Origin of the sequence: [Limnothrix rosea] IAM M-220 (assembly GCF_001904615.1) — a bacterium.
GTDB lineage: Bacteria > Cyanobacteriota > Cyanobacteriia > Cyanobacteriales > MRBY01 > MRBY01.
The window spans coordinates 37,399-53,217 of record NZ_MRBY01000026.1; the positions used below are offsets into that span (position 1 = coordinate 37,399).

The 15,819-nt window shown below is 45.0% G+C and carries 14 protein-coding genes; 4 read left to right on the forward strand and 10 right to left on the reverse strand.

The window, feature by feature from the left end; genetic code table 11:
• Positions 1-89: 89 nt before the first annotated feature.
• Entirely contained in the window at positions 90-1,187 is a 1,098-nt protein-coding gene (gene aroB / locus NIES208_RS11350; protein ID WP_075892809.1) for a 3-dehydroquinate synthase, read from the reverse strand.
• A 222-nt stretch (positions 1,188-1,409) separates the two neighbouring features.
• Here aroB and NIES208_RS11355 point away from each other — a divergent pair, with 222 nt between their 5' ends.
• Positions 1,410-3,107 (forward strand): glycosyltransferase family 39 protein, encoded by a 1,698-nt coding sequence (locus NIES208_RS11355; RefSeq protein ID WP_075892811.1) that lies wholly within the window; start codon positions 1,410-1,412, stop codon positions 3,105-3,107.
• Between the two features lie 73 nt (positions 3,108-3,180).
• Here NIES208_RS11355 and NIES208_RS11360 read toward each other — a convergent pair whose 3' ends face one another.
• Positions 3,181-4,662 (reverse strand): carotenoid oxygenase family protein, encoded by a 1,482-nt coding sequence (locus NIES208_RS11360; RefSeq protein WP_075892813.1) that lies wholly within the window; start codon positions 4,660-4,662, stop codon positions 3,181-3,183.
• A 284-nt stretch (positions 4,663-4,946) separates the two neighbouring features.
• Here NIES208_RS11360 and NIES208_RS11365 point away from each other — a divergent pair, with 284 nt between their 5' ends.
• A complete protein-coding gene (locus NIES208_RS11365) occupies positions 4,947-6,449 on the forward strand; it encodes a nucleotide-binding protein (protein WP_075892815.1) in 1,503 nt (500 codons plus the stop codon).
• A 128-nt stretch (positions 6,450-6,577) separates the two neighbouring features.
• Here NIES208_RS11365 and bchD read toward each other — a convergent pair whose 3' ends face one another.
• From bchD to NIES208_RS11395, 6 genes are all read right to left on the reverse strand, one after another.
• Entirely contained in the window at positions 6,578-8,635 is a 2,058-nt protein-coding gene (bchD, locus tag NIES208_RS11370; protein ID WP_075892817.1) for a magnesium chelatase ATPase subunit D, read from the reverse strand.
• Positions 8,636-8,782: 147 nt separating this feature from the next.
• Entirely contained in the window at positions 8,783-9,508 is a 726-nt protein-coding gene (tpiA, locus tag NIES208_RS11375) for a triose-phosphate isomerase (protein ID WP_075892819.1), read from the reverse strand.
• A gap of 143 nt (positions 9,509-9,651) precedes the next feature.
• Positions 9,652-10,545 (reverse strand): S66 peptidase family protein, encoded by an 894-nt coding sequence (locus tag NIES208_RS11380; RefSeq protein ID WP_075892821.1) that lies wholly within the window; start codon positions 10,543-10,545, stop codon positions 9,652-9,654.
• 42 nt (positions 10,546-10,587) lie between these two features.
• Positions 10,588-11,325 carry an SDR family NAD(P)-dependent oxidoreductase gene (locus NIES208_RS11385; protein WP_075892823.1) on the reverse strand — a complete coding sequence of 246 codons (738 nt, stop codon included), beginning with the start codon at positions 11,323-11,325 and terminating at the stop codon, positions 10,588-10,590.
• Complete coding sequence (locus tag NIES208_RS11390; protein WP_075892825.1) at positions 11,322-12,008, reverse strand: DUF2834 domain-containing protein; 687 nt, start codon at positions 12,006-12,008, stop codon at positions 11,322-11,324. Before NIES208_RS11390 ends, NIES208_RS11385 begins: the two co-directional genes overlap by 4 nt.
• A 76-nt stretch (positions 12,009-12,084) precedes the next feature.
• Entirely contained in the window at positions 12,085-12,462 is a 378-nt protein-coding gene (locus NIES208_RS11395) for a c-type cytochrome (protein WP_075892827.1), read from the reverse strand.
• A 191-nt stretch (positions 12,463-12,653) separates the two neighbouring features.
• On the opposite strand from NIES208_RS11395, the gene petG reads away from it, so the two are divergent.
• Both petG and NIES208_RS11405 read left to right on the forward strand, forming a co-directional pair.
• Entirely contained in the window at positions 12,654-12,770 is a 117-nt protein-coding gene (petG, locus tag NIES208_RS11400) for a cytochrome b6-f complex subunit V (RefSeq protein WP_075892829.1), read from the forward strand.
• Between the two features lie 328 nt (positions 12,771-13,098).
• The gene (locus NIES208_RS11405; RefSeq protein WP_075892831.1) at positions 13,099-15,036 is read left to right on the forward strand and encodes a transglycosylase domain-containing protein; all 1,938 of its coding nucleotides are present in this window, start codon (positions 13,099-13,101) and stop codon (positions 15,034-15,036) included.
• A gap of 36 nt (positions 15,037-15,072) precedes the next feature.
• Here NIES208_RS11405 and NIES208_RS11410 read toward each other — a convergent pair whose 3' ends face one another.
• Both NIES208_RS11410 and NIES208_RS18990 read right to left on the reverse strand, forming a co-directional pair.
• Positions 15,073-15,513 (reverse strand): thiol-disulfide oxidoreductase DCC family protein, encoded by a 441-nt coding sequence (locus NIES208_RS11410; RefSeq protein ID WP_075892833.1) that lies wholly within the window; start codon positions 15,511-15,513, stop codon positions 15,073-15,075.
• 50 nt (positions 15,514-15,563) lie between these two features.
• Positions 15,564-15,707 (reverse strand): hypothetical protein, encoded by a 144-nt coding sequence (locus tag NIES208_RS18990; RefSeq protein WP_171971758.1) that lies wholly within the window; start codon positions 15,705-15,707, stop codon positions 15,564-15,566.
• Between the last annotated feature and the right edge of the window lie 112 nt (positions 15,708-15,819).

Sequence of the window (15,819 nt, forward strand, 5' to 3'; positions counted from 1 at the left end):
GCAATTAAGACCGAACGTTAGCCTTCGCTATTAGCTAATTATTAAACAACTAGCCAAAATATCAAGCCCCAAAGGGCGATCGCCGTACCTTAGGCGGACATGGGTGTCAGCACATCTTCAATCAACTCTGATCTAACTTGGTCGGTAATCAAAACCTCACCAATTTTCGTAGGCAAAATAAAACGAACCTTGCCCGCCCGCACCTTTTTGTCACTTTGTAATGTCCGGAGAATATCCCCCACCTGCAAATGCTCAGGACAATCAACAGGCAAACCAGCCTTTTGGATTAAAGCATCCTGTCGCTGCACTTCATCACTTGTCCATAAACTCATTTTCATGGCGATCGCCCCCGCTAGAGCCATCCCAATTGCCACCCCTTCACCATGGACAAATTGCTTATAGTGGGTCAAACTTTCCACCGCATGACCAAGGGTGTGACCATAATTAAGAATGGCGCGAATCCCCGATTCCCGTTCGTCTTGACCCACAACATCCGCTTTCGCCTGACAAGACCGTTCCAAAATAAGATCTAGTAAATCAGCGCTAATTGTTTCATAGCTGTCAATACTTTCCGCAATTTCTAACTCCTTAAACAGTTCGCGATCCCAAATCACACCATACTTAATCACCTCTGCCATACCCGCCCGGAACTCTCGTAGCGGAAGCGTTTCAAGAACCGTCGGATCGATCATCACAAATTTTGGCTGATAAAAAGCGCCGATTAAATTTTTACCCTGGGGGTGATTGACACCCGTTTTACCACCGACCGATGCATCCACCATTGCCAGTAACGAGGTCGGTACCTGCACAAAATTAATACCCCGCAGCCAAGTCGCAGCGGCAAAGCCCGTCATATCACCAATAACACCGCCACCCAACGCTAAAAAGGTCGAGGAGCGCTCAATACGATTTTCTAGGGCAGTATCATAAATCTGCTGAATCGAAGTGAGATTTTTATACTCTTCTCCCGCCGCAATTAAATGTGTACAAACTTCAAAACCAGCTTGGACGAGGGAACCAACGACCGTTTCGCCATAATGACCAAAAATCTCAGGATTAGAAATAATCAGAATCTTTTTGCCAAGATTTAGTTGACTAAGCTCAAGACCAAGCCGCCCTAACTTACCATTAGCGATGGCGATATCGTAGCTATTTTCTCCCAACTCAACCCGGATTCTTGCGTCCATAAACTTGCGTAACCTAATCTCAATCTGCGTTTGTAATATTCCAACACAGGATATCTTACTGTATTGCCCCAGTCTTTTCCCGCGGCGATCGCCACACTTAATTTCCCAGTAACAATTCAAGAATAATCAATTCACGACCGTTCACAAAAGATTTTAAAGCAATAAATTTGATGATGTTTTTTAGATAAACTCTTGAGCACAAATCTTGCCTCTCAATCAACTATGGCTAATGTTTTTAAATTAAAATCTTCTTTTCTAACCCTATTTTGGCTTATTTTAGGCGGGATATTACGGCTATCCAATATCAATACAAAGCCGCTATGGACAGACGAATTCGCTTCTATTTTATATGCCCGTGGCGATGATTACAGCACAATTCCCATTGCTCAAATCATCTCAGCAGCAGAACTTTTGGAGCCCCTTAAGGGTTATCCAGTTTATGGTTGGCAAAGGGTCTCAGAACTTCTCATTCAGCATAATAATCACCCTCCATTATATTTTTTAATCGTTAATACTTGGCAGCGATTATTTCCTTTAGATCCAGCAGGTTATGTTTCAATCTACAGCACTCGTTATTTATCTGCTTTTGTAGGAATTTTTGCAATACTTAGTCTTTATTGGGTTGCAAAAACAACTTTTAAATCAGAGAGAATTGCCCAATTCAGTGCCGCTTTGATAGCATTTTCTCCTTTTCATATTTATTTATCCCAAGAAGCTCGCCATTACACTTTAATGACTACTTTGGTTATTTTTTCGCTGGGATATTGCCTCTATTATATTAACTACTTGATTCGGCAAAAATCTTTTTCCGCCCCTTTTATTTTTAGTTGGTTGGGCTTAAATATTTGTGGTTTATTAAGCCATTACTTTTTCGGTTTGACAATAATTGCTGAGGCGATCGCCCTCATTTGGTTACTGTGGCGCAAAACAATATTTATTAATAAATTACAACTTTTACAGCTTGTTTTTGTTGTGATGGGTGTCGGAAGTTTTAGTCTTATTTGGATCACACAAATTTTGCCCGTAGGCTATGGCAGCACAATGACCGACTGGATTCGCCTTGATATGTCCAACTGGTTAGACTTCATTTGGCCAATAGTTCAGCTATTTTATGTTTTGATGACCATGATTTTTTTATTGCCAGTACAGGCAAGTTTATGGCCAATTGCCATCGTATCTTTTGTCATTATTGCAATATTTAGTATTCAGCTTTATCGCCTCTGGCAACAGAGTAATAGCAACCAAATAATCAAACCTCAATACCAAGCATTAATATTTTTTCTCAACAGATTTATTGTGTCTATCTGGGGTTTATTTGCTATTTTAACCTACAGATTTGGCTACGATATTACCCGTGGTGCGCGTTATAGTTTTGTCTATTTTCCGGCTATCATTTTATTGGTAGCTATCACCATTTGTTCATTTTGGCAGCAAGAAATCCCCATTTATTTTCCCCTACAAAAAATATTTTCTTGTTTCTCCCAATCTGGCTGCCGGGCGATCGCCGCCATTTTTTGTTGTAGTTTTCTCGGTGGCGTTAGCGTCATTACAAATTTAGCCTATCAAAAGCCCTATAATCCGACTTCGATCATTCAGAAAATTGCGGTCGATAATCAGCCTGCATTAATTTTAACGGCCTACAAAAGTACAGTTCAGACAGGCGAAATGATGGCGATCGCCTGGGAAAAACACCAAAGATCTAGTCCTAGTGACATCTCCTTTACCCTTGTACCTTTTCAAACAAATCCCAAAAAATATGACGACGAAATTAATCAACTTACTGAAATAATTGATCATCAACAATTTAAATTATGGGTGCTTAACTTAGAAAATTCACTAACACCAAAACTTTGTGAACATGAGCAGCGTACCCGCCAAGCAGGCTACTACGGTCATATCTATCAATGCACAAAAAATTAGACCTCTCTAACAATGTAAATGGACAACAGCATTATTTAATTTATCTTTTAGTTATTTTGAGATCACCACTAACCTAAAAAGAAACAAACGTTTTTGGTGTCCAGCTGCCATGTAAACCATAGGGAATATGTTGCTTGATATGCACCGTGGCGATCGCCCCTTGTTCAATATTACGAGCATCGAAAATCCCAACATCAGAACCATGGCGGGCAGCATCATAGGTCATGAGCAGCACCCAGCCATCATCCTCCGCTTCACCACAGGAGTTCGGCACAAAAATCGGTTCCCCAGCAAAACCATCCGGCGCAAAGGAATAAAGCTGGGACTCACCCGTTTTAACATCTAGTTTCCACAGCGCCTGCAAAGGCGCATTGCCAGTCTGGGAATGGGTCGCACCAATATAGGCATAACGATAATCACGACCGACATAATCAGGATGCACCACCGGAAATTCACAGCAGCGCGTATCTAATAACTCACGGGTCACCTTTTGGCGTTCAAGATCTAGTTCAAAGCGCCACAATTGCCCCGGATCGAGCTGGTCAAAATCAACATTTTTGTAATCAACATCAGCCTGAACTTGGGGAATTGATTGATAACAAACTGAATCGACAATGATTTTATTGTCCTTTTCAAAGGCATTAGCATGGTGAAAAACAAAACCCGCTTCAGCTTCTAATGTTTGCACATTATTGTTGGCTGGATCGCGAGGAATAACGACCATTCTCGTTGGCTTATCGGCCTGAAAATTCACACATTCCCCGGCTCCCTTTAATCCGAAAGCATAGGGTAAGGGGTTAAAACTCACTGTCGCCTGAAAAAAAATGACATAGTTTGGCGTAATGATAAAGTCGTGGATAAAGGCAAAACCATCTACTTTATGTTCTTTGTAGCGCCGTAATTCGCCGCTGGGGCTAATTTCATAAATCACTAATGTGGTGTTTAAACCGGGCTTAATGGCAAAGTTTACAAGGCAGCGATCGCCGTTATCCCAAATGCAAGCAGGATCAATGCGGGGGTGCGCCGAAAAAGCATCACCAGATTTTAAAATACCCTTTAAATAGTCAATGCCTTTCGTCTCTAAAGTTCCCGGATCAAGGCGATGGGGTTCGGCGGCTTCCCAAAGGGCGAGGAGTTTGTCACCCCAATAAATAACATTAGTATTAGCAATATTTTTGAGGCGTAAATCGAACATATTATTCAACAAACCGCCGGGTTTTTCTGTCCCAAAGACACCGCGATATAAAGGCTTTTCTGCTTTTTGTTCGGTGACAAATCCCTCGGTGCGGACAAAGCGATTTTGAAAATAGGCCTTACCGGCTTTAAAAGTCATGGCGCAGACCATGCCATCGCCATCGAAGGGATGCTTAATGGGAAATCCACCGATATCTAAAAGTCCGGGGCCGTTACGGAACAGTGTCCCTTCTAATTCTTGGGGAATTTGACCGTCAATATCTGTCACTTCATAGGCTATTTCACAGGGTTGCGACTCATAACCCCGCTGCCAAGCGGTCTGGTCATAAGACTTTTTTGTGGAAGGAGAGGTAGCCGTCATGTTATGTGAATTTTTGTGAAGTGCTTTTCTGAGTTTAGCATTCTTCTCTTGGACAATTCATAGGGTTTAGATTAGTACATCTATTGGCTTATTGTTCGGTGTAGAGTGCCGCCAAGATGAATTGCTCTGTGGTGTTTCATGTTATTAGTAATTTTTTTGTCGGGTTTAACCATGAATCCGGTTGGTGTTTAATTCTTTTGTAACTCTTTCGGATGATTGGCTATATTGTGAAAAGTGTATGAATGCCTTTTTAAAAGTTAATTTACGTAATTTGAGGAATATCCATGCGGGCGATCGCTGTATTTAGTCCGACCTGTGGCGCTGGCAAATCATGGTTTGCAACAGCTCTTTGTCGGTGGCTAACACGGGAAGACTGGAATGTTACGCCATTCCAAGCGCAGGCTGATATCTCCCAGGGTTACACGATTGACCATAATGTTACGGTGAGTCACTCTGTGGCATGGCAAGCATGGGCGGCTCGGGTGAAGGCAACGGCTATGCTGAACCCAGTAATTTTAAAGCCTTCTGATGGGCCTAGTTTGCAATATCAGTTGTTTATCCAAGGACGTGGTATCGGCACGGTCAGTCGCTCTGATTATTATCAAAATTATTATGGTATTGCGAAGCCATTAATCCAAGAATGTTTGGATAAGCTGTATAAATCGGCTCATAATCTCATGGTCTTTGATACCTATCGCTATGGTCTTTATAATCCTTTTTTAAGTGATACGGATGAAAATTTTGAATTGCTAAAATCTTCTTCGTTTCATCCTGCTGGTGTGATTATTATTGATTGTCGGCAGGGGGGGGCTCTGAATCAATTATGTGGTTTTTGGGAGCGGCTAGCGGCGGAGAATAGGAAGCTTATCCGCGGTGTTATTTTTAATCAGTGGGAAGGCGATCGCCGCATTAGCGACATCCAGAACCGTTGGGTACAGGAGCATTTAAACTTACCTGTTCTTGGTCATTTACCCTCCTTAACTAGTCAATATTTCCATCCAGAAAGTCCCTTAACTTTCGATATCAACTCCCGCCACTCACCGCAAAATCGTCTCAAAATTGTTATTCTGCGGCTCCCCCACCTCGCCCATCACACGGATCTTGATCCCCTCGAAAGTGAACCGAGTGTGGAGCTGAGTTATTTTGACCCGGCAAATCCATTGGGGTATCCCGATGCTGTTATTATTCCCCACACATCTGAGGCGATCGCCGATCTCGACTATCTCCACAAATATAAATTCCATACGCAGCTACAAAACTACGCAGCAGCCGGCGGCACTATTTTAGGATTGTGTAATGGCGCTGCAATGTTGGGGAAACAGGTCAATCAAAAAGCCTTAACAGTCAATGTCCCTCCAGTAGAACAGCCGGGTCTATCTTTGCTACCCACAAAAAGCGAATTTCGTGGAACATCACAACAAGCCGAACCCCTTCAAACACTGTCCGAAACGTTATTTGAAAATTTACCCATTCGCGGTGAAGTTTATCGTTATAGCAAAAATTCCGTCTTAAATCGCGACATCGTTGCCCAACTTTTCCAAGAGCTGGATGCGGGACTCATTAATCAAGGTCGCAATATTTGGGCAATTAATTTTCATGGCCTATTCAATAACGGCCCTTGGCGGCGATTTTGGCTCAATCAACTCCGTCAAAAACGAGGCTTATCTTCCCTAGCCACAGGTATTGCAGACTTTACTGAAAGACGCGAAGTGATTATCGATAATTTGGCAAATCACATCGACCAGCATGTAGAATTAGCACCGTTATTGACAGATTATGACTATTGATTGGGATGAAATTGATTGGGATGAAATTGATTGGGATGAAATTGCCAAACTTAAAGCAAACATCACCACAATGCTTGCCCTAAGTTTTTCTTGAAATAAAAGAGGCTTTGTAATCGAGATGAAGTCTATTAAATCTCAGCCATTGCTCCTTTTGCCATAGAGGCGATCGCCTGATCTGTAGCCTTAGGCAAACGATAATACTTACCACCCGCTTGTTTCGCCAACTCTTTACCAAATCCAGAAGAGATAAATTTCTTTTCCGTATCGATAATCAGCAGCTTCATACCCGAAGCACGAATTTTGCCAGCAATATCAAGCAGCTCTTCCTTAATATCCGGTTTTGGGTCACCCTCTTCCGGCACTTCACCCAGAGAACGAGCCAGCGGAATATTGCCACGACCATCCGTGATCGCCACAATGACCACTTCCCCCACATCGCCAGACATCTTAGCATTCACACCAATATGAACAGCCTGCGTTAAACCATGGGACAACGGCGACCCCCCACCACAGGGCATTGTTTCTAGCCGATTTTTCGCGAGAGTAATAGAACGAGTCGGCGGCAATAACACCTCTGCCATTTCACCCCGGAAGGGAATTAAAGCAATTTGATCACGATTTTCGTAGGCCTCCGTCAACAAACGCATTACAGCACCTTTCGCCGCATTCATCCGATTGAGAGCCATCGAACCCGACGCATCCACAAGAAAGACAATTAAAGAACCAGCTTTGCGAGCCATACGTTTAGATCGCAAATCGCTTTGTTCAACAATGACATTACGCTCCGGATATTTCACGCGGCGGGCTTTTTGATAAGGGGCGGCAGCACGTAAAGTAGCATCTACCGCAATGCGACGCACTTTTCCCCTAGGTAACATGGGCTTGATATAACGACCCCGATCATCAGAGAAAATCATGCCTCGCTTACCCGAACTCCCTTGACTCTTGTTCTGCATCATTTGAGCAAAAGCAAGCACATTCGGATCTAAAACAACCCCCTCTGGGTCAAAGATAAATTCTTCAGGAATGGTCGGCTCCTGTTCGGGCTGTTCTTCTTGATCTTCGTCTTGGTCTTCATCATCTTGGTCTTCGTCATCCTGATCATCGTCGGAAGATTGGTCTTCATCGTCTTGATCATCTTGGGATTGTGGTGGCGGCGGTGGCGGCGGTTGCATCTCATCATCATCATCCGGCGTTGGAATTGTGGTTGCCCGCGGCAAAATCACCAACTCAACAGCAGTACGCAGATCATCAGCTGTAACGACATTTCGGCCATCTAAAGCCGCGGCGGCCATGGCAACCCGCACGGCGAAAAGTTCTGCTCGGTGGCCTTCAACAGTGCCCCTCACGGCTTCATTTACAAGATAAGCCACTTGATCTGTGGTGATGTTGACTTCCTTGAGCCATTCCCGCGCCAAAATAATCTGGGTGCGTAGGGCATCTAGGTCATCTTCATAGGAAGCCAAAAATGCCTTCGGAGATTCGGCATATTGCACAACTTGTTCGACGGCGGCTACCCGTTCTTCGAGGAGAAGTGGACGATCTGCGGACAGGGTAACGGCAATACGATCGCGCAAATGTTCGCGGAGATTTCCTTCTTCGGGATTATAGGTGGCAATTAAAAGCGGACGGCAGGGATGGGAAAAGCTAATGCCTTCTCGCTCAATCTGGTTGCGACCGTCGGTGAGAACACTTAAAAGTTGGTTGGCGATTTGGTCGTCAAGGAGATTAATTTCGTCGATATAAAGTACACCGCGATGGGCTTGCGCCAAAAGTCCGGGTTGAAATACAGGTTCACCCTGACGTACTGATGCTTCTACGTCTACCGAACCTAGCAACCGATCCTCGGTCACCCCCAAGGGAATTTGGACAAAAGGGGCAGCAATGACTGCCGTCGGAATCTCTTCTGTTTTAATGCCATTAAACTCAAGAGCTGTTAGGTCATCCCACTCGTTAGGGTTAGTCGGGTCGCAATGGTACTGATTTCCTTTAATAATTTCAATTGGTGGTAATAGTGAATGGATTCCCCTCGCCATCACTGATTTGGCAGTACCACGTTTGCCGGCGATCGCCACCCCCCCAAGGGCAGGATCCACAGCACCAAGGAGTAGAGCAGTTTTAATTACATCTTGACCCACGACTGCGGTCAAAGGAAAAGACATTCGAGATGTCGTTAGAGTAGGCATCTATCTAAAAAATGGGTGTTAAAAAAATAAAAAATAAATAAAAAAGATTCTTGTAAAAATAAGGAGAAACTTCCCAAAACTTGAGACTTTTCTCCTCAACCAATTTTGCAACTCCTAGGAGGCACAAAATATCAACCATCAAAATGGTTACACAAAATTAACGAGGCGCGCAAAACTATCCGCTTCGAGACTTGCGCCACCCACTAATGCACCATCAATCTCCGGCTGCGCCATAATTTCATCAACATTAGCAGGCTTCACAGAGCCACCATACTGAATGGTCACATCTTTATTGGCGAGCTTTTCGCGGATCAGACTAATAACGCGATTAGCCTCCTTCGCATCACAGGTTTCACCCGTGCCGATCGCCCAGATAGGCTCATAGGCAAGAACTAATTTGCCTTGGTCAACGCCAACTAAATCCTTTTCAAGTTGCGCAAAAATAACATTTTCAGTTTCACCGGCATCACGCTGTGCCTTACTTTCACCCACACACAGAATTGGAATTAAACCATGACGTTGGGCAGCTAAAAGACGCTTATTAACAGTGTCGTCTGTTTCCCCAAAATATTGACGACGCTCACTATGGCCAACAACAACATAACGAACACCAACTTCCGCCAGCATTGCGCCAGAAATTTCGCCAGTAAACGCCCCCTCATCTTCCCAGTGGACATTCTGTGCTCCGAGGCGAATTCTAGTGCCGTGGAGACTCTTGGACATAATGCCCAAGTTTGTAAAAGGGGTACAAATCACCACCTCTCGTTCCTCGTGGCCATCGGCAATTTTGGGTAATAATGCCGTGAGAAACTCTAAAGACTCAGCTTGAGTCTTATACATTTTCCAGTTGCCCGCAATAATAATCTTTCGCACGGTAATCCTAAACTTTCGGCTTTTTTAATCTTGATTTATGCACAGTTAGACAGTTTACCGCATCAATGCTGTAGCGTTGGGGTGATCCTCCATTTCGGGATCGGTTGATTTTGGGTAAAGTCTGGCGATGCAATTGTAAATGCCTAAAGTTTCAAGAGCCCTTTGTCTGCATCAAGGGTGACCTCCTGACCGACTGGTAAGCAGCAGTTCATACCGTCATGTCCAAAGGGTAACTCAGCAATCACCGGAATGTTTAAATCTGTGAGGCGATCGCCGAGAACTTCCAGCACCGAAAAACTATCGGCTGACCCTAGCACATCACAGCGACTAAAACGTCCCACAGCAATCCCTTTAATCTTTTCAAAAACGCCCTGTAAGCGCCATTGGGTTAACATCCGATCCACACTGTAGGGCGCTTCCGTGACATCCTCGATCGCCAAAATAATGTTCTCAAAATCCGGCTGTAACGGTGTACCAAGCAGATGAGTAGCCACATTTAAATTTGCGGGTAAAAGAATTCCTGTCGCTTGTCCCTCAACCCAAGTTTGTCCTTTGAGTGGTGGTAATGGTTTACCTTGCACTGCATCAAAAAGTCGTTGTCGTGACCAATCCGGTTCCTTTGCTAAAGTCGTCAACACAGGGGCATGGAGGCTCCCAACACCAACAGTCGCTAAACTCCACAACAGGCTAGTAATATCGGAAAAACCAATGATCCATTTAGGCGTAACTTGATCGATTTGCCAGTCCCAATTTTCCAGCACACGCATGCCGCCATAACCGCCCCGCGCACATAAAATACCTTTGCACTCTGGGTCAAACCACGCCTCAGCCAATGCATTTCTGCGAGTTTTGTCATCGCCAGCGAGGTAACTATATTTTTGATCCCAGCCATTCGTAAATTCGACATGATAGCCCTGCGATCGCCAAATCTCTACACCAGCCATCAACGCATCATATTCAAGTAAACGACCACTCGGCGCAACAACCTTCAGCAAATCACCCGGTCTGAGGGGGTCAGGCATTTTGAGTTGTTCCATGGCAGCTATTTGGATCTGTTGAAATGTACTGGCGAGATTAACTTACCAAGGTAGACGGGAACCGTCCCACGAAAAAAATGCACCGTTATCGTCTGGCGTGAGATTACTAATGACTGTGCGTAGTAAAGTAACGGTTTTCTCCGGCGGAAACAGTTTACCCTCTGGCACATTTTTCTGGAAAGGTTTCGACAAATCCGTGTCTGTTGTGCCGGGATGAAGCATCGTCACCACGACATTTGGCGTTTTACGTCGCCACTCAATGGAAACATTTTTGAGCAACATATTAAGGGCGGCCTTGGAAGCACGGTAGCCGTACCACCCTCCCAAACCGTTATCGCCGATACTCCCGACCTTGGCGGAAATTGCCGCAAAAATCGCTGGGTTTGCTCCCCGCAAAAAAGGAAATAAATATTTTGTCCAGAGCACTGCCCCAACGGCATTGACTTGAAAATAAGTAATCAGATTGTCGGCTTGGATGTGACGTAAACTTTTCTCTGGCTGCATCTGCTCGTTATGCAACAAACCCACCGCATAAATGACTTCATTGAGAGACTGGGTTTGCTGTTTGAGGGTGGCGATCGCCCCTTGTATTTCACTTTCTTTAGTCACATCCACTTGCAAACAAACTAATTTGTCTGGATAGGCCGCCGCCAGTTGATTAAGGGGCAACGATGATTGACGAAACGTCGCAAAAACTTTTTCGTAGGCGGGATCGGCTAAATATTGTCGCGTGAACTCTAACCCAATCCCTCGCCCTGCACCAATGACTAATACCTTCATACCGGTGCTACTTCCTTCGACTGCTCAGGTTCTGAAATTGTCTGTTCTTGGGTAGGGGGACGGAGGGTGAGATAAACCGCCATACCAAAGGGAGGAGTCAAGGCGATCGCCCAGAAAATCCATGTTTTCTCCCCTAAACCCCGGCGAGCCAAATCATCTTGCAAAATTGTGGGGAAGAGCAAGGATAACGCACAAAAATCCAGACTCATAACATGAATAAAGCGATCGCCCTTAAAACGAGTCACATAATCTGCCCAATCCCCCTGACTAAAACCATAGTAAAAAAGCACAACTAAGCCGATCAAAGTTAAGGCACCGAGAATGCGGGAATCTTGCCACCTTAGCCACCAATTTTTTTCTCCTGCAAAAGTCGGGTTCTCTTGGCGCAGAGCTAAATAGGGCATCAAGGCAAAAGCCCCCAAGAAAAAGCTTCCCGTTGAAAACGCCCAAGCAGGCAATTTTTGACCCCGACCATCAAGGAAAAGCACCGCACCATACATCAGCGGCAGAATTCCCATCACATTAAACAGCGCAATAATCAGTGGATTAACACCATCCCACTCACCACTGGACAGTTGCGTAATCAAATCAAACGTTTCCGGCTGATTCGGTGGCGCAAACACAAAAGCGTAAATTGAAAAAGTTAGCCAAATTAAACCGAGGGCGATCGCGCGGGGAGTCATAGCTGTAGATTCCAAAAACTCTGGTAAAAATTATTGATAGCTGTTAAACCCAAAACAACAACAGTACAAAATCGATTTAAAGCGTATGAAGATAACTTAAAAGATCCGCCATTTCTTGAGGGGCAGGCTGAAACTTTGGCATCGGGGGCGTATTGCCACTAATAACCTGCTGGATCAGACGACTATCAGATTTACGCTGACTTACCTCTTTCAAGCTAGGGCCAACATTGCCATTTCCCCGCATACCATGGCAACCAGCACAATTAATCTGAAAAATAGCGTTTCCTTGAATTTCGTCACCACCAAGTGCCAAAACCTCACGAGTGTAAGGATCTGCTGCTGCCTGCGACGCATAAACTCCCACAAAACCAGAAACGACGATCCCTAAGATTAGAGCTAGAACGAATAGTAACTTGGGAGTCTGCTTAGATGTAGATTTGTCAGATTTAACCACAGAACTTGAAAAGAAAACAATGTAATTGCGTTGATTTTATGCAACGTTTCTTAACACTTATGGTACTGTGATTTACCTTGCCTTGTCGAACTAAACTTTGGCCTACTCCTTGGCGATCGCCAGCACTATCCCATAAAATAAGCAACAATTGACATCACAACCTTTAACAAAGCCACCAAGGAGAATACAGCGTGATCGAACCTCTCTTATTAGGTATCGTCCTCGGACTCATCCCCGTCACTCTTGCCGGACTTTTCGTACAAGCCTATATGCAATACAAGCGCGGTAATGACCTCGGCATGGAGTAAGCACGACCGATTTCAAACCAAGCAATATTAAAAAAAATTTTCCCTTTCCTTGCTACCATCAGCAGGGATTTTTTGTATCCATAGTTTCCTCACTGGTACCAAGACTTACAGCAAGCATTTTCCTAGGGCAACCAAAACCCAGACATTCAGCCATGTAAATTTGTGTAAATAGTATTTTGGAAAATCTACCATGACCAAATAAATTCCGCCCAAGACAAAATTACCTTGCTACAATCGCTTCATATCAAAATGTGAGTAAACTAAGACAGCTCCTAAAAGCGCTCACATTTTAAGCAACTTTTTCTCGGTATTTATGAGGTCGTAAGCATTGTCATCCAGCACTGTCCAACCGAAAGTCCGTCGGATTCGGCGTAAACAAAAAAAAGCAAATCCTTTCCTGCAATTCGTTGGGGGAGTCGTTCAAAATGCCGCTGGCACAGTGATCGGCACCACAATGATCGTTAGTGCGATCGCCGCAGGTGGACTAGTTGGATTGGCCGTCAGTTTTCGGAACCTACCCGATGTACGCACTCTCAGAGGCTACGTCCCCACTGAAACAAGTTATATCTACGACATCAATGGCACACTGCTTCTCAGTCTCCACGGCGAAGCAAACCGAACCAACGTCAATATCGAAGATGTTTCTCCCAACCTCAAGATGGCAGTAATCGCCATTGAGGATAGTCACTTTTATCAGCACAAAGGCATTAACCCCACCAGCGTTGGCCGTGCCCTCATCAGTAATCTCGAAGAAGGGGCGATCGTTGAAGGAGCATCAACCATTACGATGCAGCTCGTTAAAAACCTCTTTCTCGCCCAAGATCGCACCTATAACCGTAAATTAGCAGAAACAGTTCTCGCGCTACGTATCGAGCAAATTTTCCCGAAATCAGAAATTTTAGAAATGTACCTCAATAATATTTATTGGGGTCACAACAACTATGGCGTGCAGACTGCCGCCGAATCCTATTTCAATAAACCAGCCTCTGAACTAACCCTTGCCGAAGCCAGTGTCATGGCAGGCATGATCCAAGCCCCTGAGGAATATAGCCCTTTCCGTAACTATCAATCGACGAAACAGCGTCAAAGGATGGTTCTCAATCGGATGCGTGATTTGGGCTGGATTTCGGCGGAAGCGGCTGATGCGGCCTACAATGAACCCCTATTAGTCGGTCAACCTACGGCTTGGAAGAGTAGTGCCTCTCCCTACATTACCCAGGCTGTCGTTGAGGAGTTAAAGCAACGTTTTGGGGAAGAGCTAGTTCAGAAAGGGGGGATGCGGGTTCAAACAACGGTTGATGTCAATTTTCAGCGACGCGCCGAAGAAACCGTTAGACAGGCATTTCGTAGCGCCCAAAACCGTGGTCTTCGGGCTGACCAAGTCGCTTTAGCTGCCGTTGATCCCCGTACCCATTTCGTGAAGGCCTTGGTGGGTGGCACAAGTTATGAAAGCAGCCAGTTTAACCGGGCAACCCAATCAAAACGCCAACCGGGCTCTTCGTTTAAACCATTTGTTTACTATGCTGCCTTTGCTAGTGGGCGCTATAGTCCCTATACGACGATTCAAGATACACCTGTTCGTTATAGAGATGGGACGCAATGGTATGAACCCCAAAACTATGGTGGTGGCTTTTCGGGCACAGTTTCTTTGTTTGATGCCCTAAAGGTGTCTAAAAATATTCCGGCGGTGAAACTTGGTAAGGCTGTTGGCTTGGATCGAGTGATTGAGGTTTGTCAGGTTCTTGGTATTGAAAGTGAATTATTACCTGTGGTGTCTTTGCCTCTGGGTGCTGTGGGGATTAGTCCTCTAGAAATGGCTGGAGCCTATGCCACATTTGCGAGTAATGGCTGGCAAAGTGATACGACTTTGATTCTCCGGGTGACGGACAGTCAGGGTAATGTGCTGTTGGATAATACGCCTGACCCTCGTTTGGTGCTTGACCCTTGGGCAACGGCTTCTTTAACGAGTATTTTGCAGGGTGTTATTGATAGTGGTACGGGTAAAAATGCGGCTTTAGGCGATCGCCCTGCGGCCGGGAAAACAGGGACAACGTCTTCGGAGCGGGATGTGTGGTTTGTGGGCTATACGCCTCAATTGTCTGCGGCGGTATGGATCGGCAACGATGACTATCGTCCGATGGGTAGTGGTGTAACGGGTGGCGGGTTTGCGGCACCGGTTTGGAAGGCGTTTATGCAAGAAGCGCTTAAAGATGAAGAGCCTCGCTATTTCCCTGCAGCGTCGAAGTATGACCGTCCAAAACCCTAAAGTGCCAGTTGAGGCGATCGCCCTATTTTTGAGACATCAAATGGCACATTCTGCATCAACAGCACAGGTTTGACGTGCTTCTCGCTCTTGAATTAAAGTGACGAGATCCGGTCTCCCAGTAACCTTGAGACGATATTTTGCCCAAATACCATAGGCGAAATCTACAGCCTTACCAATAACCGGGATTTTAGTGAGGCCATAGACCCATCCCATTCCCAAAATTTCGTAAACGCGACGGAACACAGCGACATTTTTCAGGATTGTGCCGTCGGGTAAATAGGCGTGAATCCGTTCCATGGCCTCAAAAAAAGTAATGCCAAAATTTGCTTCAGGATCATAGTTATCGTCAGCGACATCGACGAAACGGACTAAACCACGCCCTTGATCTTTGCGTTGCAGGAAATTCACTTCCCTCATGCATAGTGGGCAATCGCTGTCATAGAGCAATGTGATTTTCCAAGGGTGATCGGCAGTCATGGCGTGTAAAGTCAAATCCTAAGGTTACTCTTCGTAAAATAACGCAATTTTTAATCGCAAAGGTGGGAGCGTTTGCTGTGATGGCCAAGGCGAGTAGGAGTAGTACTAATGTCTTGGGGTTTAAACGTCGGAGATTTTTCTAAAGGTTTTGTGTACTTCGCTAGGATTTCACAAATCCCTGCTTTTTTAGTCATAAATGTCTTGGCTTTGACTGGAATGGGCCATAGATGATTTGAGCCTAATAAACTAAATAACGTCAGTTATGGATAAGAATGTAGCCAAAATTCTTTAGAGAAAAGGAGACAC

Bases quoted from the DNA above. Each gene is read 5' to 3' on its own strand.
- aroB (WP_075892809.1), bottom strand. From the start codon at position 1,187: ATGGACGCAAGAATCCGGGTTGAGTTGGGAGAAAATAGCTACGATATC.
- NIES208_RS11355 (WP_075892811.1), top strand. From the start codon at position 1,410: ATGGCTAATGTTTTTAAATTAAAATCTTCTTTTCTAACCCTATTTTGG.
- NIES208_RS11360 (WP_075892813.1), bottom strand. From the start codon at position 4,662: ATGACGGCTACCTCTCCTTCCACAAAAAAGTCTTATGACCAGACCGCT.
- NIES208_RS11365 (WP_075892815.1), top strand. From the start codon at position 4,947: ATGCGGGCGATCGCTGTATTTAGTCCGACCTGTGGCGCTGGCAAATCA.
- bchD (WP_075892817.1), bottom strand. From the start codon at position 8,635: ATGCCTACTCTAACGACATCTCGAATGTCTTTTCCTTTGACCGCAGTC.
- NIES208_RS11380 (WP_075892821.1), bottom strand. From the start codon at position 10,545: ATGGAACAACTCAAAATGCCTGACCCCCTCAGACCGGGTGATTTGCTG.
- NIES208_RS11385 (WP_075892823.1), bottom strand. From the start codon at position 11,325: ATGAAGGTATTAGTCATTGGTGCAGGGCGAGGGATTGGGTTAGAGTTC.
- NIES208_RS11390 (WP_075892825.1), bottom strand. From the start codon at position 12,008: ATGACTCCCCGCGCGATCGCCCTCGGTTTAATTTGGCTAACTTTTTCA.
- NIES208_RS11410 (WP_075892833.1), bottom strand. From the start codon at position 15,513: ATGACTGCCGATCACCCTTGGAAAATCACATTGCTCTATGACAGCGAT.
- NIES208_RS18990 (WP_171971758.1), bottom strand. From the start codon at position 15,707: ATGACTAAAAAAGCAGGGATTTGTGAAATCCTAGCGAAGTACACAAAA.